This is a genomic window from Streptomyces vulcanius (assembly GCF_042653945.1).
In the GTDB taxonomy this organism is placed as follows: Bacteria; Actinomycetota; Actinomycetes; order Streptomycetales; family Streptomycetaceae; genus Streptomyces; species Streptomyces mangrovi.
In genome coordinates this window covers 148,027-169,772 of record NZ_JBHSFK010000021.1, presented here as the reverse complement: position 1 = coordinate 169,772, position 21,746 = coordinate 148,027, and the positions used below count along the sequence as shown (strand labels likewise).

Below are 21,746 nucleotides of genomic sequence, written 5' to 3'. Positions count from 1 at the left end.
GGGGGATTCGGTCGTCGGGTTCATCGGCGATTCACCGCCTCGTTGAGCGCGTCCGACATCAGGCCGACGCCCACCGCGAGCAGCAGAAGCAGCGCCGCGGGGCCGATGATGTACGTGGGGGACTGGGACACGAACCGAAGTCCGTTGTTGAGCAGCACGCCCAGCGACGGCGTCGGCGGCTGCACGCCGAGGCCGACGATGGACAGGCCGGCCTCGATGTAGACGCCGATGACCATCCAGACGGCGCCGTTCACGACGATGGCGTCCAGCGCGTTGGGCAGGACGTGCCGGACGAGCAGATGCCGGCGCGAGACGCCGAGCACCCGGGCGGCGAGGACGTACTCCCTGCCCTGCTGGGTGAGCCAGGCGCCGCGGGCCAGGCGCCCCGCGCTGGGCAGACCGCCGATCAGGATGGTGAGGAACAGCGCGAACCAGCCGGGGCCGAGGATGGCCACCAGGCAGACACCGAGGATCAGCCCGGGAAAGCCGATGATCACATCGAGCAGGCGCTGCACCCCCGCGCCGAGCCATTCGGCCATCGCGCCGCACAGACCGAGCAGGGTGCCGATCGCCATGCTGAGCGGTACCGCGGTGAGGATGAGACTCAGGTCGACGCGCAGTCCGTAGACGCTGCGGACGAAGATGTCACGGCCGAACTCGTCCGTTCCGAAGAGATGCTGACCCGACGGTCCGGCGAAGGTGTTCGATCCCTGCTGGTCGTAGCCGCCCGGGAACAGGACGGGCGCGAGCAGGGCGGCGAGCATCATCAGCGTGAGAATCGACAGCCCGATGACGCCCTTCGGCGTGCGGAAGGCCGACAGATAGCGGGCGGCCGTCGGGTTCAGCCTCCGGCGCTTCGCCACGGGCGTCGCACCGGACGCCGACAGGGGGATGTCTGTCATCGCTGGTCTCCCAACCGGATCTTGGGGTCGAGCGCCGCGAGGATGATCTCGGTGACGATCTGGCAGATCACCGCGACGCAGACCACACCGAGGATCAGCACCTGAAGGACGGTGAAGTCGCGCGACTGCACGCTGGACACGGCGAGTTGACCGAGCCCGTTGCGGTTGAAGACCGCCTCGATGACCACGGCGCCGGCGAGCAGGGTGCCGATCTCCAGCCCGATCGCCACGACCGCGGTGCCGAAGCTGTTGCGCAGCACATGGCGCAGGGTGATCCGCCCGGGCGACGCCCCCTTGGCCAGGGCCAGATCGACGAAGTCCTCGTTGCGGACCCTGGCCATCTCCGTCTGGAGCAGACGGGCCACGCCCCCCGCGGGCGACAGCGCCAGCGCGACCGCGGGAAGGACCAGGTACTGGATCCCGATCGCGGGATCGTGCAGGACGCTCACCTCACCGCTGACGGGCAGCCAGCGGTGGTAGACGCCGAAGACGAGGATCAGCGCGAGCGCGGTGAGGAACGACGGTACGGCGACCAGGACGCTGTTGCCCACATCGAAGGCCGCCCGTGCCCACCAGCGCCTGGTCGAGCCGGCGAGCACCCCGAGCGTGGTCCCGATGACGACGACGAGCAGTGTGGCGAACACGGCCAGCTCGACGGTGCTCTCCAGCCGGTCGCCGATCAGGCTCGCGACACTGCGGTGGAGGAGGTAGGACTGGCCCAGGTCACCGTGGAACAGCCCGGACATCCACTCCCAGTACTGCACGACGAGTGGCCGGTCCAGTCCCAGCTGCCGCCGGATGGCGGCGATGTTGGCGGCCGTCGGGTCCGTACCGGCGAGGGTGACCGCGACGTTCCCGGGGGCCAGCCGGGGCAGGGCGAAGGCGACGACCGAGCTGGTCAGGAGCACGAACGCCACCGACGGCAGCTTGCGGATGAGGAAGCGGATCATTTCGACAGCCACGCCTGTCCGAGGTCGAGGAAGCCCGACCGGGTGGCCTTGATACCGCCGACGGACTGCGACCGGACCGTCATCGTCGGGCGCGTGATCAGCGGAAGCGCGAACGCCTGGTCGAGGAAGTACTCGTTGTAGTCGTGCACCGCCGCCTTCTGGGCGTCGGTCGTGGTCGCACCCGTCACCTTCGCGACCAGCTGCGTGTACTGCGGGCTCCGGAACTTCAGGAGGTTGTCGCTCGCGACGAACTCCGGCCGGCTCACGACCTGGCTCGCGGCCGACAGCGCGTTGCTGTTCATCATCAGGACCGCGGGGGTCCCCATGTCCCGCTTGGCGATCCGCTCGTCGTACTCGGTCGCGCTGAGCAGGACGGCCTTGGCGTTCAGCCCGACCGCGGCGAGGTTGTTCTTGACGATCTGGAAGATGCCGGTGGCCTCGGGGGTGTTGAGCGTGACGACCTCGAACGAGGCGTTCTTCACGCCTGCCCGGGCGAGCATCTCCTTGGCCTTGGCCGGCTGATAGGTGTACTGCTTGGCCTGGGTCTCGTCGTAGCCGACGGTGGACGTCCGCCACGGCAGGTCCGTGGCCTGCGCCTGGCCGCCCTCCACCTGCGACACGATGCGGTCGCGGTCGATCGCGTACTGGATCGCCTGGCGCACGGTCTTGTCGTCGAACGGCGCCTTCGTCACGTCGAGGGCGAGGGGGATCGCCGATCCGCCCGAGGTCACCAGGGCGTAGCCCGGCTGCTTGCTCAGGCTGCGGGCGTCGAGGGCGGGCATGCCGACGCCGTACTGGATACGACCGCTGCGGATCGCCGACACGATGGCGGTGGGGTCGTTGATGACGTTGATCTCGATCTTGTCGAGATGGGTGTCCTTGGCGTCGCGGTACTTCGCGTACTTCGTCAGCTCGACCTTGCCGCCGGGCGTCCACGACTTCCATGCGAAACGGCCGGTGCCGTCGACGACCTTGCCCGCCGCGTAGTCGGTGTAGGTCGCGGGGTTGACGATCGGCATGGTGTCGAACAGGTCGAAGACGTTCGGCGTCGGCTTCGAGAAGGAGAGGGTGAGCTGGTGGTCGCCGTCGGCCGTCATGGAACGTATCTGGGCGGCGATCGGCTGGTTCGCCGCGCCCGTCGCCGGGTCCTGCACCTTCCGCAGCGTGAAGATGACGTCGTCCGCCGTGAGTCTGCGGCCGCTGTGGAACGTGACGTCGTCGCGGAGGGTGATGTCGATGCTCTTGGCGTCGGGCGCGAGTTTCCACGACTTCGCGAGGACGCCGGTGGGCAGGCCGGTCTTGGCACTGGTCATCGTCAGTGTTTCGAAGACCTGGTACTCGGACAGCAGGTTGCCGAACGAGGTCTTGAGGAACGAGCCGGGGTCGGCGTCGCTGGTCTGCGCGACGACGAGGGTGCCTCCGTCGCGGACCGGGCCGGCTGCCGCGGAGTTCGCGCCGGTGGGCTGGGTGGCGGCGCTGCACGCGGCGGACGTGAGCAGTGCCGCGCCCGCGGCGGCGCCCGCTACCAGCCGACGCTGCCAGGTCGGCTTTGTCAGTGACATCGATGCTCCTAGAGGTGTTCGGGGGAACCCGGGGGTGAACGAGGGATGGTGGGCCGGCACAGTCGCCCCGATGTGCGGCTGGACGAGGAGCGTGACGCGTGACGCGGAGTGGAAAGCCGTCGATCACGCCCGAGGCGGAGGGCGTCCCGAGGAGGGACGTGACAGGTCAGTGGCCGGAAGGCGAGTGCATGTCCAGCACCACCTTGCCCCACGGGTGACCGGACTCGACCTCGCGCAGGGCGGCTTCGGCCCGGGCGAAGGGGAAAACGCTGCGGACCTGCGGGTCCAGCCGGCCGTCCGCGACCCGCCGGGCCAGCTCGGTGAGCGTGGCGGTCGAACTCCTGCGTGACAGCGGCCCGGCACCGAACCTGGCCGCCGTTTCGGGATCGGCGGCCGAGATCACCCGGCAGCCGGGGGAGAGCACCGCCGAGACACTGTCCAGCGCGGTGCCGCCCACGAGGTCGAGGACCATGTCGGCGCCGTTCGGCAGGGCCTTCCCGAGCCGTTCGCCGAAGTCGGCGCCGTCGTACGCGATCGCCGTCGCGCCGAGCGACTCGACGAACTTCCCCTTGGCCGCGGAGGCGGTGCCGACGACCGACACGCCGGCGTCCCGTGCCAGCTGCGCCGCTGCGACGCCGACGCCGCCTCCGACGCCCAGGACGAGCAGCGTCTCGCCCACGGCCGGAGCGAGTCGGGCCACTCCGTCGTACGCGGTGACGGCCGCCACCGGCAGTACCGCCGCGTCGGCGAAGGAGACCGTGGCGGGCCTGAGCGCCGCCTGACTCGCGGTCAGGAGCGCGTGGCGTGCGTAGCAGCCGCAACCCCGGGCACTGGTGCCGAACACGGCGTCGCCCACCGCGAACCCCTCGACCCCCTCGCCGAGTCGCTCGACCACACCGGCGGCCTCGCGGCCGAGCACCGCAGGCAGGCCGAGAGGGAGGAAGCCCTGGTGCAACCCGGATCGGACCCCCCAGTCCACCGGGTTGACGCCTGCCGCGTACACCTTGACGAGCAACTCGTCCGGCCCGGGAGCGGGCTTGGGCAGATCGAGGAACCGCTGCACCTCGGGTCCGCCGTATCCGGTGAATCCATAGGCTTCGGGCACTGCGAGCCTCCTGTTCATGTGCTGTCCGGGCGTCGGGTCGAACCGTCCCGCGCCCGGGGTCGGTCAGTCGCTCGGTCGGTCAGTCGGAGACACGGGGCTGCGGGCGCTCGCAGGTGCTGTCCAGCTCCACGACCCGTCCCTCCTCGGAGGCCTTGTCCACGGCGCACAGCGCTTCGAGGACGTGGAAGGCGTACGCGGCGTTCGCGCGGTGCGGGCCGCCCTCGACCGCGTCGGCGAGATCGCGCACGCCGAGGCCGCGCCGGGCCTGCTCCCGGGTGCCGACGGCACCGAAGAGGGCGAAAGCCGGCTTCAGCACCGTCCATTCGGCGTCGCCGTGCCGCCTGACCCGTACGTCGCCGTCGAAGTGGTTCGGGTTCGCCAGGGACAGGGTGCCCTCGGTGCCGTAGATCTCCATGAAGGGAAGGTCGCTGTCCCACACGTCGAAGCTCATCTGCGCCGTGGCGATGACACCGGAGGCGAAGGTCAGCACCGCACCGGCGTGGGTGGGGACCGTGACCTCGACGGAGTCGACGGCGCGCTCCGGTGCGGTCACCGGCCTCGTCGGGGCGCCGATCCGGCTGGCGGCGGTGACGGAGCGGACCGGGCCCAGGAGGTTCACCAGGATCGCGAAGTAGTAGGGACCCATGTCCATCACGGGGCCGCCGCCCGGCTGGAACAGGAAGCGCGGGTCCGGGTGCCAGGTCTCGGCCTTGCTGTGGCCGATGAACGCCGAGGCGCCGACGGGGGTGCCGATGAGGCCCTCGTCGAGTGCCCTGCGGGCCGTCTGGCTCGCGCTCCCCAGGAAGGTGTCCGGAGCCGAGCCGAGGACGCGTCCGCTCCGCGCGGCGGCCGAGAGGACGGCCCGGCCCTCCTCGACGGTCGTGGCCAGGGGCTTTTCGACGTAGACGTGTTTGCCTGCGTCCAGCCCGGTGATGATCGTGCGGGCGTGGTGCACCGGCGGCGTGAGGTTGACGATGATGTCCACCGACTCGTCGCCGTACAGCTCCGCGTCGTCGCCCCAGGCCGGGACGGCGTGGTCGGCGGCGGCCTGTTTGGCCCGCGCCACGTCGATGTCGCCCACGCGTACGATCCGCAACTCCGGGAAGTGGGCGGCGAGCCCGGTGACGTACCGGCCGAATATGTTGCCGCTGCCGAGGATGCCGATCCGATGCGTCTGCTTGGCCATGGCCAGGGATTCCTCTCCAATGGGCGGTGCGGGGTGTGTGGAGGACAGAAAGGTGACGCCGCTCCGAGGCGGGGTGCCGGGCCTGGGATACCTGTTCGGCGTGCGGGAGACCGGTCCCTCAATCCGGGAGCCGTGCCTCTGTCGGGCTCGAGTGGTGAGTATTTAAGGGCGGCGCGGAGAGGACGGACGAGGTACTCGGTCCGCTGAGCAGAACGCCGGTCGCCCGGATGCCGAATCGTGATAATCGAAGGCGACGGGTGTCAGGGGTCGCCGGCCCGACCGGCCGTGCCTGTGGCGGCCGAGGGGAAGGGCGGTAGGAGAAGGACGTCTGACCAGGTGTCGGAGCGGTCACGAGCACACGGGCCGCGCACCGGAACCAGTGCGTGGACAGGGTCGTGGGCTGCACCGAAGGGGCCTCGGCGGCGGGAGCGTGCCTCAAGAGGAGCCCGCATGCCATTGACTTCAGTCCCACGCCATGGAGATAATCCCGCCCTTTTCAGCGGCGGTTGACTGTCACGGTGCCCGATGTGCACCTGAACGCCGCGTATCGCATCACCATCGTTAGTTCGCGACTGCGGGGCAAGATGCCATTTTTAATTTTCTTCGCGGACTAAAGGCGGCCGAAGCGAACCGTTGACGGGTGTGACGCACCAAAAATAGGGTCTCGAAAGTGCGTAAAGGCGATGGATATCCGGCCGACCCGGTTCCGCTCCCCGCGGTGCCCGCCGGGCTGCCCAGAGTGCTCGATCTCGTGGTGTCGGGCAGGGCGACCAGCCGTGCCGAGATCGCGCGGCGTAGCGGCCTCGCCCGCTCGACGGTCGGTCAGCAGGTCGACCATCTCGTCGCGCGCGGCATCCTCCAGGAGATCGAGTCCGGCGAGTCGGTGAGAGGCCGGCCGCCGCGCGTGCTGACGCTCAGCCCGCGGGCGGGGACCATCGCCGTGGTGGACATCGATCTGCTGGCTTCGCAGGTCGCGATCGCCGATCTCGCCGGGCGGGTGCTCGCGTCCGAAACAGTGGACGTCCGGACCGACGCCGGGCCGGAAACCGTGCTGGCGACGGTGGCCGAGCGTCTGGTGGGCCTGCTGACGCGGTGCGGGCGCGAGCCCGACCGGGTCCGCGAAGTGGTGCTGAGCCTGCCCGGGCCCGTGGATGTCCAGCGGGGCTGCGCGGTGCGGCCGACCGGAGGAATGCCCGGCTGGGACGGCTATCCGGCGGCCGAACGACTCGGCAGCCGCTTCCGTGCTCCCGCCGTGGTGGACAACGACGCGAACCTCATGGCGCTCGGCGAGGCCCACCGGCAACAGGTCGACACCCCGCTGCTGTTCATCAAGATCGGTACTGGTGTCGGGGCGGGACTCGTCACCGGGGAAGGCGAGGTGTTCCGCGGAGCCGACGGCGCCGCCGGGGACGTCGGCCACATCCGTGCCGTCGGCGGGGGCGACGCACTGTGCGGCTGCGGCAACGTCGGCTGCGTCAGCGCGGTCGCCTCCCACCGGGCTGTCGTACGCGGCCTCGGCATCCCCGAGTCGACCGACGAGGATCCGCTGTACGGGACCCATGCGCTGGCGGAACGCGTCGCGAACAACGACCCGCCCGCCGTGCGTGCCCTGCGTCAGGCGGCCACCGAGATCGGTGAAGTGGCGGCCCTGCTGGTCTACATGTTCAACCCGCGCACGCTGGTCCTCGGCGGCCCGCTGAGCGATCTGCGCGACGACCTCCTGTCCGGGGTCCGCGCCGTGGTCTACCAGAGGGCCCTGCCCCTGGCCACCCGCAAACTCACCATCACCTCCACCCAACTGGGCGCGAGCGCAGGGATCCACGGCGGCATCGCCCTCGCGCTACGGGACGTCTTCAGCCCCCAGGGCATAGCGCGGATGCTGGTCGACGACGCGGGAGAGGCCTGACCTCGAAAGGACGGGGCGAACCTCACCCCAGGACGACCACGGCACGGCCCCGGCAGCACACCACGTCGTCGGGGCCGCAGTGCTCGACCAGGTCCAGGGTGACCTCACCGCTGGTCGTGTCCACCGACCGGACGGTGCCGGTCACCACCAGTCGCTCACCGACGCACGCCGGCGCCCGGTTCTGCCACCCCACCTGCCGTACCTGCCCGCCCGGGCCCGCGAACTCCGCGGCGGCACGGTGGAACAGACAGCCGTGAAGCTGCGCCATGACGACCGGCCCGGCCAGCCCCTCCGCACGGGCGGACTCGGTGTCGTAGTGGATGCGATGGGCGTTGCGGGTGACCGCCCCGAACCGCAGCAGGGTGATCGCGTCGGGCGTCAGTTCCACCGGGAACGTCGCCCGGCCCACGACGACCTGCCCCACATGCCCCGTCATCGGACGATGAACCTCTCCGTGACCTCGATCAGCGTCCCCCGTCCGGCGGCGTACGTCTTCAGTACCGTGAGCAGAAGGAAACCCGCACCACCGCCCTTGCGCTCCACGGCCGTGAGCGTGCGCCGCATCTCGATCCGGTCGCCCGGTCGCACCGTGTCGATCCAGCGCACGTCCTGGCCGCCTGCCATGAGCCGGACGTCCAGTTCGTCGGTGCCGGGCACCTCGTCGCGGTACATGCCGTCCGGCCGGAACTCCTCCGGACGGGCCCCGGGCGCCCCGCGCAACAGACTCACCACGTACATCGGATGGACGGCGAAGTCGGCGCGGGCGGGATCGACCAGCCGCGGTGCGCTCTCTCCGCACGCCCGCGAGAACTCCGCCGCGTCCTCGGCCCGTACGACCCCCAACGACCGTTGTTCCCCCTTCCCGATCGACGCCCGGGCCCGTTCCTCGGCCAGCTCCAACACGGCGCTCCTGGACATGCGTTGCCTCCCAGTTCCCAGCGGTGACCCGGTGGCCGGACGCTAAGGACCGCCCGCCGTCGGCCGCCACGGAACCGATCCGCTGAGCGGACCCTCCCCTTGGGCGCGGCCTCCAGGATCGTGTGCCTGCCCCACGCCACCCTCAGCGAAAGTAGCTGCCAGTCACAGCGGACTGCGCTGTGCGGCGTTGCCGCGCTACGGATGGATCAACCGGGCCGTGCCCGACGCCGAACTGGAGGAGTTCGTCACCGGCCTGGCCGCGCGCATGGGGAACTTCCCCCCGTGATGCGCTGATCGCGGCCAAGACCGCCGTCAACTCCGTCAGCCTGCCGACTCCGGCCGACGTCCGCGCGGATGCCGCGCTGTCCCAGCGCTCGTTCGGGGCGAGGCGATGCGGCAACGCACGGCCCAGCTGTTCGAGCAGGGTTTCCAGACCCGTGGCCGTACCGAGTTCGACCTCGGTGACGCGCTGGGCCGCCCGGCGGCCGTCGGCTGACGCGGATCCGGCCCGTGGCCTGCGCGCCCTTCGCCCCGGGACGTCAGTTCTGGCAGGCGCACCCGGCGGCGCTCTTGGCCGCGCCGGCTGTGACCGAAGGGTCGGTCGCCTGTTCGGCCGGGGTGCAGCAGGCGGTGACACCGCAGCGGGAGTCGTCCGTCGCGGACGTCGCGGTGGTGGGCTTGGCGGCGCGGACGATGGCGGAGTGCATGCCGTCGGCGACCGGATGGGTGGGAGTGATCTCGATGTCCGTGAAGCCGGCCGCCTCCAGGCCCGCGCGGTATTCGGCGAAGGACAGGGCTCCGGCGATGCAGCCGACGTAGTCGCCGCGCTCGGCCCGCTGTTCGACGGTGAGGGTGTCGTCGGCGACGACGTCGGATACGCCGATCCGGCCGCCGGACCTGAGCACGCGGAAGGTCTCGGCGAAGACGGCGGGCTTGTCGGTGGACAGGTTGATCACGCAGTTGGAGATCACCACGTCGACGGTGTTCGCCGGCAGCGGGATCGCCTCGATGGTGCCCTTGAGGAACTCCACGTTCGTCGCGCCCGCCTTCGCGGCGTTGGCGAGGGCCAGGGCGAGCATCTCGTCGGTCATGTCCAGCCCGTACGCCTTGCCGGTGGGGCCGACGCGGCGGGCGGAGAGCAGGACGTCGATGCCGCCGCCGGAGCCGAGATCCAGAACGCGCTCGCCTTCGCGCAGTTCGGCTACGGCGGTGGGGTTGCCGCAGCCGAGGGAGGCCGCGAGGGCCTCGGCGGGCAGGGTGTCGCGCTCGTCGGCCGCGTAGCGGGTCGAGCCGAAGTTCTCGTCGACCTCGACCGGCTCGGGTCCGCAGCAGGCGGTGCCGCCCCCGGAGACCTTCACGGCTGCCGCCGCATACCGGCGGCGGACGGTTTCACGCAGGTCGGTGGACTGCTCGCTCATGACTCACTCCCGGGTGATGGTCGCTGCACAGGCTCCGAACGGCCTGTATTGACGTTCATTGATTCAACCTTGCGCCTTGGATCGAAAAACGTCAACATAGAGGCATGTCGAAACAAGAGCTTGAGGTGATCGGCCAGGACGCCGCCTGCTGCCCGGGCCTGTCCACCGCGCCACTGGACGAGAACCAGGCGGCCGAGCTGGCGAAGGTCTTCAAGGCCCTGGGTGACCCGGTCCGGCTGCGCCTGATGTCGATGATCGCCTCGCGCGGGGAGGGCGGCGAGGTGTGCGTGTGCGAGCTGACCCCGGCCTTCGACCTGTCCCAGCCGACGATCTCCCACCACCTCAAGCTCCTGCGCCAGGCCGGGCTCATCGACTGCGAGCGGCGCGGCACCTGGGTCCACTACTGGGTGCTGCCCGGCGTCCTGGACCGGCTCGCCGCGTTCCTGACCACTCCGCAGACCGCCGGAGCCGGCGCGTGAACGCCTCCCTGGGCCGCCGTACCGCGGCCGAGGCGATCGGGACCGGACTGCTGGTGGCTCCCGTGGTCGGCTCCGGCATCCAGGCCACCGAGCTGTCGCGCGACGTCGGCGTACAGCTGCTCGCCAACTCCCTCGCCACCGTCTTCGGCCTGGGCGTGCTCATCCTGCTGCTCGGGCCGGTCTCCGGCGCGCACTTCAACCCGGCCGTCACCCTCGTCGCCTGGTTCGCCGACCGCCGCACCCCGGACGGCCTCACCGTCCGGGACGTCGCCGCGTACGTGTCCGCCCAGACCGCGGGCGCGATCGGTGGGGCCGTCCTGGCCGACGCGATGTTCGACAGGCCGCTGGTCGAGTTCTCCACCCACGACCGGTCCGCCGGACACCTGTGGCTGGGGGAGGTCGTCGCCACGGCCGGGCTGATCCTGCTGATCCTCGGCCTCGACCGGATCGGCCGCGCCGCGCTCGCACCGGCCGCGGTGGCCTCCTACATCGGTGCCGCCTACTGGTTCACCTCCTCCACGTCCGTCGCGAACCCGGCGGTGACCGTCGGCCGGGCCTTCACCGACACCTTCGCCGGGATCGCGCCCGCCTCCGTCCCCCCGTTCGTCGTCGCCCAGCTGCTCGGCGCCGCGCTCGGGCTCGGCGTCGTGGCAGTGGTCTACAGCCCGAAGGCCGCCCCGGCCCGCCGCGAAATCGGCGTCCCGCGAGGCGAACCCGAACCCGCCTCCTCCTGACCACACCCCCGAGAAAGGCACCGCAATGAGCACTTCCGCCTCGCACCCGTCGGTGCTGTTCGTCTGCGTCCACAACGCCGGCCGCTCCCAAATGGCCGCCGCCTTCCTCGCCCACCTCGCGGGCGACCGCATCGAGGTCCGCTCCGCCGGCTCCGCTCCCGCCGACGCCGTCAACCCGGCCGTGGTCGAAGCGATGAGCGAGATCGGCATCGACATCTCCGCCCAGACCCCGAAGATCCTCACGCCGGAGGCTGTCCAGGCGTCCGACGTCGTGATCACCATGGGGTGCGGCGACGCGTGTCCCGTCTTCCCCGGCAAGCGATACCTCGACTGGCAGCTCGACGACCCGGCCGGGCAGGGCGTCGAGGCCGTACGCCCCATCCGCGACGCGATCCAGGCACGCGTCCAGGGCCTGATCTCGGAAGTGGCTCCCCGCTGACGGTGTGGCCACCACCGCCCGGCAACGCGACACCGGTCCGGCCTGAGTACCGGCGCCTTCATGCGATGGCGGAAGCGCCGCCCTTCGTCCGAGCCCTGCGACTCCCTGCCCGGGGCGTAGGGGATGCCCCAGCGGTGGCCGTCACCGACACCGGGGATGCCTGCCCTCACGGCGGAGCGACCGCGGTGACCGGCTACCGCCGGCCGGCCCCGGAAGCCGACGGCCCGGGCGGCGCGGGCGCGGTGCGAGGACCGGGGACCGGGGACGCTCACGCCTCCGACGGCGCCGTCGCCGTCACCGGGTACGTCGGCAGCCTGGCCGTCGTGCAGTACGGCGCTCGGCGGGAGCCGGCAGCCTGGCCGCATCAGGCAGGGGTCATCCCGCCTCGGGCACAGTTCTTCCGGCGCCGGGCCGGGGCGCGCATGCTGTGGGCCTCCGACGGGCACGCGGGGGTGTCATGCCTGGTGGTGACCGGTGTCGGCGGGGTCGGCAAGACCCGGCTCGCCGCCGGTCATGCTGGTGCCGCGTGCGAATCCGGTGATGTGGACATCCTGGTATGGATCATGGTCGGCAGCCGCGCGGCCGCCGTGTCGGGGTACGCGCAGGCCTGCGTCGAGCTCCTGGGCGCCGACCCGGCGAATCCGGATCAGGCCGCGAAAGCATGCCTGGCCCGGCTCGACAGGCCCCTGGCCGGGCCAAGGCGAGCCCTGCCGAGGATTGGCCGAAACTTCACGGTAGGTGACGGCAGTGAACGTTCAACTGCCCTGTGACGAACGGGAGTTCACATAGGTTGGGCTCCCCGCCACCCATCCGTCTCTCCAGGAGGCCAGTAGTGTCCGAGCCCACCCCGCAGACCGAGGGCGACGCGACGGCACGGACAACCCGTGTCGACACATCCAAGCCGCACTCCGCCCGGTTCTGGAACTACTTCGTCGGTGGCAAGGACAACTACGAGGTCGACCGGGAGATCGGCGACAGCATCAAGCAGATCTTCCCGGGGCTGGTGGATGTCGCGGTGACTAGTCGGCTGTTCCTGGGCCGCGCCGTCCGCCACATCGCCGGCGAGCGGGGCATACGGCAGTTCCTGGACATCGGTACGGGGCTGCCGACCGCCGACAACACGCACGAGGTGGCCCAGCGCACCGCGCCGGACGCCCGGATCGTGTACGTCGACAACGACCCGATCGTCCTCTCCCACGCCCACGCTCTGCTGACCAGCTCCCCCGAGGGCGCCACCGCCTACCTGGACGCCGACCTGTACGACCCGGAGGCCGTCCTCAAGGCCGCCAGGGGCACCCTGGACTTCTCCCGCCCGGTCGCGCTGATGATTCTCAACACGCTGGGTCACGTCGCCGACTACGGCCAGGCGCGCGACCTGGTCGCCCGCCTCATGGCCGGCCTCCCTTCGGGCAGCTACCTGGTGATCAGCGACAGCACCGCTACCAGCGAGGGCATGATCGCCGCTTCGGAGGCGTACAACAGCAGCGGTGCCGTGCCGTACTACGTCCGTTCCGTCGACGAGATCGCCGGGTTCTTCGAGGGGCTGGAGCTGGTGGAGCCCGGGGTGGTGCAGGTTCCCGAGTGGCGTCCGGAGGCGGGGGATCCGGCCAATCCGGGGGTGGACGCGTACTGCGCGGTGGGACGCAAACCGTAGACCTCCCCGGGCTGCACATCTCCGTTCGCGCCCACCTGGATCTCCGAGATGGTGCGCCGACAGCACGACAGCACGACAGCACGACAGCACGACAGCACGGTGGCTTGACTGCCGGCAGTTCGGAGTCTCGGGCACGGGGATGGCTGAGCGGCCGGTGCCGGACAGGTTCGCGGGAGCTGTTCGGGTGCGCGGGCGCTCGATGCGCCGGGGCGTGCGCAGGACGGCGGTCGACGTCACCGCGATGACCGGCCGGTGCCAGCGGCGATCGTGTTCGGGCACATCGGCTGCCGCTCCCGGTGGGCATCTCGGCCGCCAACCTCCACGACAGCCAGGCACTGATCCCGCTGATCCCGCAGATGTGCGGGATCCCGCCCTTCCGTTCGCGCTTCGGCCCACGACGAGGACGCCCCACGCAGCCCCACGCGGACGAGGGCTGTACGGCCGGCCGCGCAGTCCGCGGAAGCGGGGTATCGCGTCCCGTCGACGGCTTCGGCCCAGTCCCGCAGACGCCCCCCGGGCCGTCACACCACTGCGGCCGACCTGTTCCGCGGGAACGTCAATTACAGGTTGACGATAGAGGGTCGTCAACTTACGATTGACGCATGAGTCCACTCGACATCAGCCTGGCTGACCTGATCGCCCGTCTCGACGAGGAACTCCCCGGCGCCAACGAACTGGCCCGCATCAGCGAGGCGCGACTGCGTGCCCAGACCCTGTCCGACCTCGGTGACCAGCTCATCGACCACTACGTCAGCAAGGCCAAGCAGACCGGCGCGTCGTGGACCGAGATCGGCGACGCCATCGGGGTGTCCAAGCAGGCCGCCCAGCAACGCCACACGCCCGCCGCGTTCGAGCGGTTCACCAACCTGAACCGGCACGGCATCGTGCTGGCGCAGGAGGCCGCACGAACGCACAAGCACGACTTCATCGGCACCGAACACATGCTGCTCGGCCTGCTCGGCGAACCGCAGGGCCTGGCGTACGAGGTGCTGGTGGCGAAAACCGAGTCGGAGCAACGCATCCGCGACGCGATCGAGGAAGCGATGCCGCCTGCCGGGAAGAAGGTACTGCGGGGTCACATCGCGTTCCGGCCGGAGAGCAAGGAAGCCATCGAGCAGGCACGTCGCGCGTCGGCCGACCTCGGCCATGACTGGGTCGGCACGGAACACACGCTGCTGGGCCTGATCCGCGCCGAGGAGAGCCCGGCCGCGCAGATCTTGCGCAACCTCGGCTTCACGTCAGACGAGTTGCACGAGACGGTCAAGACCGAGATCACCAAACGGCTCGCCGCACGCGACAGCCAGTAACGCAACGATCAATCGCCGCCAACCCCCACCCGACGAGCATCGGCCGTGCTCATCAGGACGTGGCCGCCGGGGCCTCGCTGCGCGGGACGGCGCGGGTGTCGTACTGCTCTCGGTTGGCGAAAACCTCGTCCATGTGCGCCTCCGCCCATTCCTTGATGCCGCGCATGACCCCGTGGAGCGAGAATCCGAGGTCGGTCAGTTCGTAGGTGACTGTGACAGGCACAGTCGGCGTCACCGTGCGGGTGAGCACGCCGTCGCGTTCGAGGGAGCGCAGCGTCTGGGTGAGCATCTTCTGGCTGACCCCGGCCAGCCGGCGGGACAGCTCGGAGTAGCGCATCGACCGTGGCTCGCCGATGCAGTCTTCCCCGGGGCGCGGGGCGTCGCTGCCGAGCGCGGCCAGAACCAGTGCCACCCACTTGTCGGAGATCCGGTCGAGGAGCTGGCGGCTGGGACAGCTCGCCAGGAACGCGTCGTACTCCAGCTTCGCCTGCGCCCGCTTCTGGGCCGCCGTGATCGTCGGCATCGGCCGCTCCTTCCTACCGCTCGGTGACATACGCACTTCGAGGTGCCTACTTCCCGTTGGAGAGTTACCTGTCCATGGTGGTGGAGCAGCACTGATAAGTCCACAGGAGGCGAACATGTCCACCACCTACCGCACCGCAGTCGTCCGCACCCCGGGCGGTCCCGACTCCATCGAGATCATCGACGTACCCGTCGTCGAGCCCGGGCCGGGCCAGGTTCGGGTCGAGATCGCCGGGGCCGCGGTCAACCCGGTCGACCTGGCGCTCTCCGCCGGGGTGTTCCACGGGCTCGGGATGATCGACCAGCCCGACCACACCGGCCTGGGCTGGGACTTCGCCGGCACCGTCGCCGCAGCCGGCCCGGACGTCGACCTCCCGGTCGGCAGCCGCGTCGCGGGGCTGGTCGACGGGTTCGACCGCGACTTCGGCACGTACGCCGAGCAGCTCGTCGTCGCGGCGAGCGACACCGCCCTCGTGCCCGACAGCCTCGACCTGGCCACGGCAGCCACGATCCCGCTCAACAGCCTGGCCGCCGCCCAGCTGGTCGACCTGCTCGGCGACGGCGGAGGCCGGAGTCTGCTGGTCACCGGGGCCGCAGGCGCGGTCGGGGGGTACATCATCCCGCTCGCCCGGGACCGCGGCTGGCGGGTGACCGGACTGGCCCGGACCAAGGACGAGAAGTTCGTGCGCAGCCTTGGCGCCGACTTCACCGCACAGGCCGCGCGCGGCTGGGACGCGGTAGCCGACGGTGCCGCGATCCAGGAGCAGGGCGTCGCACTGGTCCGCGACGGCGGCCTCTTCGTCGGCGTGCAGCCTGGCGCGAGGCCCGCAGCGGAACGCGGCGTAACCGTCCTCGTGGTGGTGGCCCACCCCGACGGTGCCCGGCTCGCCCAGCTCCTCGACGCCACCGCGAGCGGCCACCTGCCGGCGAGGGTGCACGCCGTCGTACCGCTCGACCAGGTCGCCGCCGTCCATCGCGCGGTCGCCGAGGGCGGCGTGCGCGGCAAGTACGTCCTTCGGCCCTGAGCCCGCCGTACAGCACCTCGTCGTCCCGGTCCGGATTGTTGGGGGCCCGGAGACTGCCGCCAGGCATTTTGGTGCGCACCCGTCGTCGCTCCGTACCGGCCGACCGGCCGACCGGCCGGACTGTTCGGGCAAACACAAGGCCCACGGCCTGCTGTTTCTCGCCATCACGGACGCCAAGGGGCGGTTGGTGCGGATCTCCGCCGCACACCCCGCCCGCTCCTCGGAGATCACCGCCGCTCGCCATAACGGCGCGGGGAGCGTGCAGGGCTCGTCAGGTGTTCCGGAAGGCTCCTGGGGCGAGCCCGCACTCCCGCTTGAACGCGTGCGCGAATGCGTACTGCGAGCCGTAACCGACCTCCCGGGCAATCGTCCCCAGCGGAGCGTCGCTGTCCCGGAGCAGCTTCGCCGCAATGGTCATCCGCCACCAGGCGAGGTAGGTGAGCGGCGGCTGGCCGACCAGAGCGGTGAACCGGCGGGCGAAGGCCGCACGTGACAACCCGCCCTGCGCGCCGAGCCCTTCGACAGTCCATGGTCGACCAGGGTCGCCGTGGATGGCCCGCAGCGCGGCTGCCACTGCGGGGTCGCGTAGCGCCGCCGCCCACCCGGTGCCGCCGTGGTCGGCCCGTTCATCGAACCAGGCCCGCAGGATGTAGAGCAGCAGGAGATCCAGCAGGGACGGTACCGCGCCGTCGCTGCCCGGCCGTGGCTGCTCCAACTCGGCGCCGAGCAGGTCGATCGCGGTGCGCAGCGCCTGGTATCGGCCGACCCGGGACGGCAGATGGATGATGTCCGGCAACTCCGCCAGCAGCGGGTGCGGTCGGGACCGATCCAACAGGTACGCCCCGCAGAGCATCACGATCGGCGCGGCACCGTTCCGGCTGGGCTGGACCTCGGGCAACGCCAGGACCGGTGTCCTGGCCAGCGGGGTGGCCGGGCTGTCGGCCACCGCATGCGCGGCTCCATGCGGCAGGAACACCACATCACCCACGCCAAGGACGATCGGGCCGCCGTCCGGTGGAATCACGCAGCACGACCCCTCCAGGACGACATGGAACCCGGCGCCACCGAAGGCATCGTGCCGCACCGCGAACGGCCGGGATCGTTCGGCACGCGCCGAGTGCGGCCGCCCGGCCCGGATGGTCGCGACCGCGTCGGAGAGGACATCCATCCCATCATCATAGAGACGATGAAACATCCGGAGAAGACGATGTCGCATTGGTCGTCTCCCATGGTCGTCCTACGGTACCCATATGAAGATTGCTGTATATGGCGCGTACGGGTATCAGGGCAACCTCGTGGTCGCCGAACTGTCCCGGCGCGGTATCGACACGGTGCTGGTCGGGCGCAACGTGGCGCGCCTCCAGTCCGTCGGCACGCCCGACGCCGAGCGGCGCGTGGCCGACACGGATGACCACGACGGTCTGGTGGCCGCGTTCCGAGGCGCCGAGGCGGTGATCAACTGCGCCGGGCCGTTCACCGTCTCCGGTATACCGGTGATCCACGCCGCGGTCGCGGCGGGCTGCCACTACGTCGACACCTCGGGCGAGCAGCTGTACCTCAAGCAGGTCTTCGACACCTTCTCCAGCGACACCGGGGTCACCATCGTCCCCGGTGCGAACGACGACTGTCTTCCAGGCGACCTGATCGCCGCGCTCGCCGCCGCGCGCGTCGCACCGGTCGAGGAGGTCGTCATCGCCCTCGACCTGACCAGAGGAACGTCCACCCCCAGCCGCGGCACGCTCCGCTCAGCACTGGCCAATCTGGAGTCATTCACCACCGGCGGTGAGGTCTACGACGGCGGCCAGTGGCGTCCGGGCGTCCCGGTACGGCGTACCTCGATGATCTTCCCTGGGAGCCCGGAGCCGGTCCCGGTGGTGAAGTTCGCTCTGCCCGGCGTGGCCACCGCGCCGAGGCATCTTCCCGCCAACTGGGTGGAAGGCGTGGCCAGAGCGGAACTGGTTCCCGCGTTCAGCTCCGTCACGCCCGACCTCATCGACTCGCTTCCGGAGGGGCCGACCGCAGAGCACCGGCGCACCACGAAGTTCGTCATTGTCGTCCACGCTCTTGGCACCGACGGCCGCCGCGCCCGGGGCGTGGTGGAAGGCACCGACACGTACGGCACCACCGCGGTGATCGCCGTCGAGGCCGCCCGCCGGCTCGCCGCCGACCCACCCAGGCCCGGCGCGCTGGCACCCGCGCAAGCCTACGATCCGACCGACTTCCTCAACTTCCTCGCCCCACACGCTGTCACCTGGACCGTCGAGCAGTTCTAGGCCGTGTCCGCAAAAGGTGCGGCCGACAGCGGAACTCGCCTCGGCGGATGGGGCCGTTGGTCTGGCCGATGCGTTCCGGGATCACGGCCTTGATACCGCGACCGTGCGCGGGACGTGTCCTCGTCTGTGTCGACTCGACCACGATGACAAGGGCTACTCGTCCATGAAGATCCGCGCCTCCCTACGGCGAGTTCTCGTGTGTGCCGCGACCAGGCGGGCATTACCCGGACCGGCCCCCGGAGGCCGCGGACCGACTCGGGTTTCCCCCGACCCGCAATCTGCTGCAGTCGGCGACCCCGTCGTCGGTCCACCGCCGTGCCCGGACCCGCCCGGCCGTCCACCCACCCCCACTCTCGACAACGACCCTGATCGCTATGGGGAGTGAGACCACGCCAGGCCGACCGGGCGGACCTGTCAGCTCTGCGACTGAGTTTGAAGCAGGAGCAGGGCGATGTCGTCGGTGTGCCGGCTCGCGCGGCGAGTGTGGTGGAGGAGGCTGTCGACGAGTTGATGCAGGGGCAGGTCGGCTGTCTCACCGAGGTGGTGTGCGACGTCGGCGGTGGTCTGGGTGATGTCGATGCCAGGGCTTTCCACCAGGCCGTCGGTGTACAGGGTGAGGAGGGACTCCGGGGCGAGGGACACCGTGGTGAGCGGGTAGGAGGGGGGACCGATGCCGATGCCGAGAGGCGGGCCGGGGCGGACGTCGACGGCATGGGCCCGTTCGTCGGGAGGTCGCAGGAGTGGAGGCGGGTGGCCGGCGCTGGCGAGGGTCATCCGGTGGCGGGCCAGGTCGAGGTGGGCGTAGAGACAGGTGACGAAACGGCTGGCGTTGAGGTCGGCGAGGTCGCGGTCGGTGCGGGTGAGGACCTGGTCGGGGGTGGCTCCGGCCGTGGCATGGGAGTGGACGGCCATGCGGACCTGGCCCATGAGCGCGGCTGCCGTCATGTCGTGGCCCTGCACATCTCCGATGACGGCTGCGGCGGTGGTGTCCGTGAGGCGGATGAGGTCGTAGAAGTCGCCGCCGATGTCCATGCCATGGCTGGCGGGGAGGTAACGGGCGGCCACGTCGAGTCCGGTCACGTTGGGCAGGGCGTGGGGCAGGAGAGTCTGCTGGAGGGCGTGGGCGAGGCTGTGCTTGGCGTCGTAGAGACGTGCCCGGTCCAGGGCCTGGGCGATGAGGCCGGCGAGAGGCGTGAGGATGGAGCGTTCGGCGGTGGTGAAGGGGTGAGGGTGCTTGTAGGCGAGGAGGAGGCAGCCGAGGGGGCGCCCGGAGGCGACCAGCGGAAGGAAGGCCCATGCTTGCTTGTCGCTGATCTGCGGGGTCCTGGGGTAGAGGCGGGCCAGTTCGCCGCGGTCGGCGAAGAACGAGAAGGCGCCGGTGGCCAGAGCGAGGCCGGCGGGGGTCAGATCGGCGTCCGTGGGCATGCCGTCCAACTGCTCGATGACGTCGGGGGCGTAGCCGCGGTAACCGATGATCTGTATGCGGCCGGCGTCGGCGGTGGACATGATCATGCCGTGGGCGCCGAAGGCAGGCAGGATCTGGTCGGCAACCAGGTCGACGACGTCCTGGACGCCGACGGTTTCGGTCAGGGCGGCCGCCATGGCCATCAGGAGATGGATGCGGCTCTCCGGCGGAGTGCCGGTGGAGGTCGGCTGCATGACAAGGTGCTTGGACGAGTGGTCGGGGGTGATGAGGACGCTTGTGCCGCTGTCGTCCGTGTGGAGGCGGAAGTCGAGCCACTGGTCCGGTGGGCGCAGAACCGTCAGGGCGAGAGGCTCGCGGCTGCTGAAGGCCGTGCGGTACGCGTCCATGTACGTGATGTTGTCCAGCCACGGCAGTGACTGCCACGGCTGAGTTCCCAGCAGTTGCTCCGCCGGTATGCCCAGCAGACCGGCGGCTGCGGTGTTCACGAAGGTGATGCGCCCGCCGAGGTCGAGAGCGAGGATGCCGAGGGGAAGACGTTCCACCAGGTCGGCCGCCGCGAGTCCGGATTGTGGCCACGGCTCCGCGTGGTGGGGGCGGACGAAGCGTGGCCGGTCCGGAATGACCGGAGGGTCGGCGGCTGCGTCCAGAACCCGGGTGATACGCCGGGCGCTCAGGGCGATGTGCGTGAGTTCACCGCGGCTGAGAAGAGGAGAACGACCCGGAACCCACATCAGCAACAGCGCACCCCGGCAGTGCCGGACCCCGGTGAGCGGGACCGATGCGAACGCGACCGGATACGGAATGGCCGCCGCGACACGCGGATAGAACTGGGCCAGTTCCTCGAGGGAACTCACCCAGACGAGCCGCTCGTCGCGTATCGCGTCCTGGGTCGGACCGTGGGCAGCGAAGGAGACCCGCCAATACGGTGAGAAAGCCTCGACCGGTACGCCGCACAGCGCGACCAGACCCAGCGCGGATTCAGCCGGGTCCAGCAGGTAGACACCCCCGGACCTGGCACCTGTACGGCGTACAGCCGCCGCCAATGCCTCATCGAGCGGATCAGCCTCACCCGGACTCTCGCCGGTCCTGATCCCGGTCATGCAGCGCAACACCTGACGCCCATGGTCAGAACGCTAAGCCAGGACATCCGTGACGGCATGTGGATCAGCCGACCGGTATCTCGCCCCCACGCAACCGTCTGGCGGAGGAAGTGGGCCCTTGGCGTCGGGCCACACCGCCTTCAGGACCGGAACGGGGGCCGCTGACCTGGCGGCCTGCCCAGCTGCCGAGTGAGGCCATCCGACGCCCGAGATCCGATCCGGAGAGAGATCTGCAGGCGGGGACGAGGCTTCGGCGGTGACGTCATGGGTGGCTGAGCCAGGTGCACCTACTGTGCTGGATATGACGCTGCGACGGCTGTACGCCGGACAGGACGGAGCCGCCCGATTCGAGTCCTGGGAGCCGGGGCTCCTGCCGGCGGTACCCGACCCGGGCGAGTTGAGTGCCTCCGCGCCACTCAAGGCGTCGGCCTGCATGGTGGTTCGGGCACCGGCCGGGGGCGGCCACCCGGAGCAGCCTGAGGCCGGGCGCCGCCTGGTGGTCATGCTCTCGGGCGAGTGCGAGGTGACCGCGTCCGGCGAGAAGGTGATCGCCCGCCCCGGTGATCTGTTGCTGGTCGAGGACACGAGCGGCACCGGCCACTCCAGCAGCACGAGCACCGGTTTCGAGGCGCTGATGATCGTGCTGGACTGAGCACGCCTGGGTCGGGTGGCACGGGTGACAACGCGCCGGGTGGCGAGCTGAGCAGACCGTTGCAGAGCCAAGCGAAAGCCGGTTGCAGCCATAGGGGGAGGGGCGGCGACGGGCCCTCGCAGGGTGGGGGTGGCCTGCTGTGTGGGCCTGCTCCGGCCGCCGTGTTGGTGGGTGTCCGGGCACGCGGG

21 protein-coding genes and 1 pseudogene are annotated in these 21,746 nt (G+C 70.5%); 11 read left to right on the top strand and 11 right to left on the bottom strand.

Annotated elements, in window-relative coordinates; translation table 11 throughout:
* Positions 1-20 precede the first annotated feature (20 nt).
* The 5 genes from ACFPIH_RS29910 to ACFPIH_RS29890 form a co-directional block, all read right to left on the bottom strand.
* Positions 21-902 (bottom strand): ABC transporter permease, encoded by an 882-nt coding sequence (locus ACFPIH_RS29910; RefSeq protein WP_381178535.1) that lies wholly within the window; start codon positions 900-902, stop codon positions 21-23.
* Entirely contained in the window at positions 899-1,864 is a 966-nt protein-coding gene (locus tag ACFPIH_RS29905) for an ABC transporter permease (protein WP_381178538.1), read from the bottom strand. The genes ACFPIH_RS29910 and ACFPIH_RS29905 overlap by 4 nt, the downstream gene beginning before the upstream one ends.
* Entirely contained in the window at positions 1,849-3,414 is a 1,566-nt protein-coding gene (locus ACFPIH_RS29900) for an ABC transporter substrate-binding protein (protein ID WP_381178541.1), read from the bottom strand. Before ACFPIH_RS29900 ends, ACFPIH_RS29905 begins: the two co-directional genes overlap by 16 nt.
* A gap of 166 nt (positions 3,415-3,580) precedes the next feature.
* Entirely contained in the window at positions 3,581-4,519 is a 939-nt protein-coding gene (locus ACFPIH_RS29895; protein WP_381178544.1) for an NADP-dependent oxidoreductase, read from the bottom strand.
* A 79-nt stretch (positions 4,520-4,598) separates the two neighbouring features.
* A complete protein-coding gene (locus tag ACFPIH_RS29890) occupies positions 4,599-5,705 on the bottom strand; it encodes a Gfo/Idh/MocA family protein (protein ID WP_381178547.1) in 1,107 nt (368 codons plus the stop codon).
* 670 nt (positions 5,706-6,375) lie between these two features.
* Here ACFPIH_RS29890 and ACFPIH_RS29885 point away from each other — a divergent pair.
* Complete coding sequence (locus ACFPIH_RS29885) at positions 6,376-7,611, top strand: ROK family transcriptional regulator (RefSeq protein WP_381178550.1); 1,236 nt, start codon at positions 6,376-6,378, stop codon at positions 7,609-7,611.
* A 22-nt stretch (positions 7,612-7,633) separates the two neighbouring features.
* Here the strand turns inward: ACFPIH_RS29885 and ACFPIH_RS29880 are convergent, their stop codons facing one another.
* The 3 genes from ACFPIH_RS29880 to arsM form a co-directional block, all read right to left on the bottom strand.
* Positions 7,634-8,047: a hotdog family protein gene (locus ACFPIH_RS29880; RefSeq protein WP_381178553.1), complete on the bottom strand. Its 414-nt coding sequence runs from the start codon at positions 8,045-8,047 to the stop codon at positions 7,634-7,636.
* Positions 8,044-8,529, bottom strand: a complete 486-nt coding sequence (locus ACFPIH_RS29875) for an FAS1-like dehydratase domain-containing protein (RefSeq protein ID WP_381178555.1) — start codon at positions 8,527-8,529, stop codon at positions 8,044-8,046. The genes ACFPIH_RS29880 and ACFPIH_RS29875 overlap by 4 nt, the downstream gene beginning before the upstream one ends.
* 539 nt (positions 8,530-9,068) lie before the next feature.
* Positions 9,069-9,947 (bottom strand): arsenite methyltransferase, encoded by an 879-nt coding sequence (arsM, locus tag ACFPIH_RS29870; protein WP_381178558.1) that lies wholly within the window; start codon positions 9,945-9,947, stop codon positions 9,069-9,071.
* Positions 9,948-10,051: 104 nt separating this feature from the next.
* Between arsM and ACFPIH_RS29865 the strand changes: the two genes are divergently transcribed.
* From ACFPIH_RS29865 to ACFPIH_RS29835, 7 genes and pseudogenes are all read left to right on the top strand, one after another.
* The gene (locus ACFPIH_RS29865; protein ID WP_381178560.1) at positions 10,052-10,426 is read left to right on the top strand and encodes an ArsR/SmtB family transcription factor; all 375 of its coding nucleotides are present in this window, start codon (positions 10,052-10,054) and stop codon (positions 10,424-10,426) included.
* Positions 10,423-11,160, top strand: coding sequence for an aquaporin (locus tag ACFPIH_RS29860; RefSeq protein ID WP_381178563.1), 738 nt, complete (start codon positions 10,423-10,425; stop codon positions 11,158-11,160). The genes ACFPIH_RS29865 and ACFPIH_RS29860 overlap by 4 nt, the downstream gene beginning before the upstream one ends.
* 25 nt (positions 11,161-11,185) lie before the next feature.
* The gene (locus ACFPIH_RS29855; RefSeq protein ID WP_381178566.1) at positions 11,186-11,599 is read left to right on the top strand and encodes an arsenate reductase ArsC; all 414 of its coding nucleotides are present in this window, start codon (positions 11,186-11,188) and stop codon (positions 11,597-11,599) included.
* Positions 11,600-11,733: 134 nt separating this feature from the next.
* Complete coding sequence (locus tag ACFPIH_RS29850) at positions 11,734-12,369, top strand: hypothetical protein (RefSeq protein ID WP_381178568.1); 636 nt, start codon at positions 11,734-11,736, stop codon at positions 12,367-12,369.
* 62 nt (positions 12,370-12,431) lie between these two features.
* Entirely contained in the window at positions 12,432-13,253 is an 822-nt protein-coding gene (locus ACFPIH_RS29845; RefSeq protein ID WP_381178571.1) for an SAM-dependent methyltransferase, read from the top strand.
* A gap of 284 nt (positions 13,254-13,537) precedes the next feature.
* Positions 13,538-13,687, top strand: a pseudogene (locus ACFPIH_RS29840) (IS5/IS1182 family transposase); the annotation flags it as partial.
* 168 nt (positions 13,688-13,855) lie between these two features.
* The gene (locus ACFPIH_RS29835) at positions 13,856-14,560 is read left to right on the top strand and encodes a Clp protease N-terminal domain-containing protein (RefSeq protein WP_381178574.1); all 705 of its coding nucleotides are present in this window, start codon (positions 13,856-13,858) and stop codon (positions 14,558-14,560) included.
* A gap of 52 nt (positions 14,561-14,612) precedes the next feature.
* On the opposite strand, the gene ACFPIH_RS29830 is transcribed toward ACFPIH_RS29835, so the two are convergent.
* Positions 14,613-15,083, bottom strand: a complete 471-nt coding sequence (locus tag ACFPIH_RS29830) for a winged helix-turn-helix transcriptional regulator (protein WP_381178577.1) — start codon at positions 15,081-15,083, stop codon at positions 14,613-14,615.
* A 115-nt stretch (positions 15,084-15,198) separates the two neighbouring features.
* Between ACFPIH_RS29830 and ACFPIH_RS29825 the strand changes: the two genes are divergently transcribed.
* On the top strand, positions 15,199-16,107 hold the full coding sequence (locus tag ACFPIH_RS29825) for an NADP-dependent oxidoreductase (protein WP_381178580.1): 909 nt from the start codon (positions 15,199-15,201) through the stop codon (positions 16,105-16,107).
* A gap of 271 nt (positions 16,108-16,378) precedes the next feature.
* On the opposite strand, the gene ACFPIH_RS29820 is transcribed toward ACFPIH_RS29825, so the two are convergent.
* A complete protein-coding gene (locus ACFPIH_RS29820; protein ID WP_381178583.1) occupies positions 16,379-17,275 on the bottom strand; it encodes an AraC family transcriptional regulator in 897 nt (298 codons plus the stop codon).
* 82 nt (positions 17,276-17,357) lie between these two features.
* Between ACFPIH_RS29820 and ACFPIH_RS29815 the strand changes: the two genes are divergently transcribed.
* Positions 17,358-18,380, top strand: a complete 1,023-nt coding sequence (locus ACFPIH_RS29815) for a saccharopine dehydrogenase family protein (RefSeq protein ID WP_381178586.1) — start codon at positions 17,358-17,360, stop codon at positions 18,378-18,380.
* A gap of 414 nt (positions 18,381-18,794) precedes the next feature.
* Here the strand turns inward: ACFPIH_RS29815 and ACFPIH_RS29810 are convergent, their stop codons facing one another.
* Entirely contained in the window at positions 18,795-20,906 is a 2,112-nt protein-coding gene (locus tag ACFPIH_RS29810) for a SpoIIE family protein phosphatase (protein WP_381178589.1), read from the bottom strand.
* Positions 20,907-21,207: 301 nt separating this feature from the next.
* Between ACFPIH_RS29810 and ACFPIH_RS29805 the strand changes: the two genes are divergently transcribed.
* Positions 21,208-21,558 (top strand): cupin domain-containing protein, encoded by a 351-nt coding sequence (locus ACFPIH_RS29805; protein ID WP_381178592.1) that lies wholly within the window; start codon positions 21,208-21,210, stop codon positions 21,556-21,558.
* The last annotated feature ends 188 nt before the right edge of the window (positions 21,559-21,746 follow it).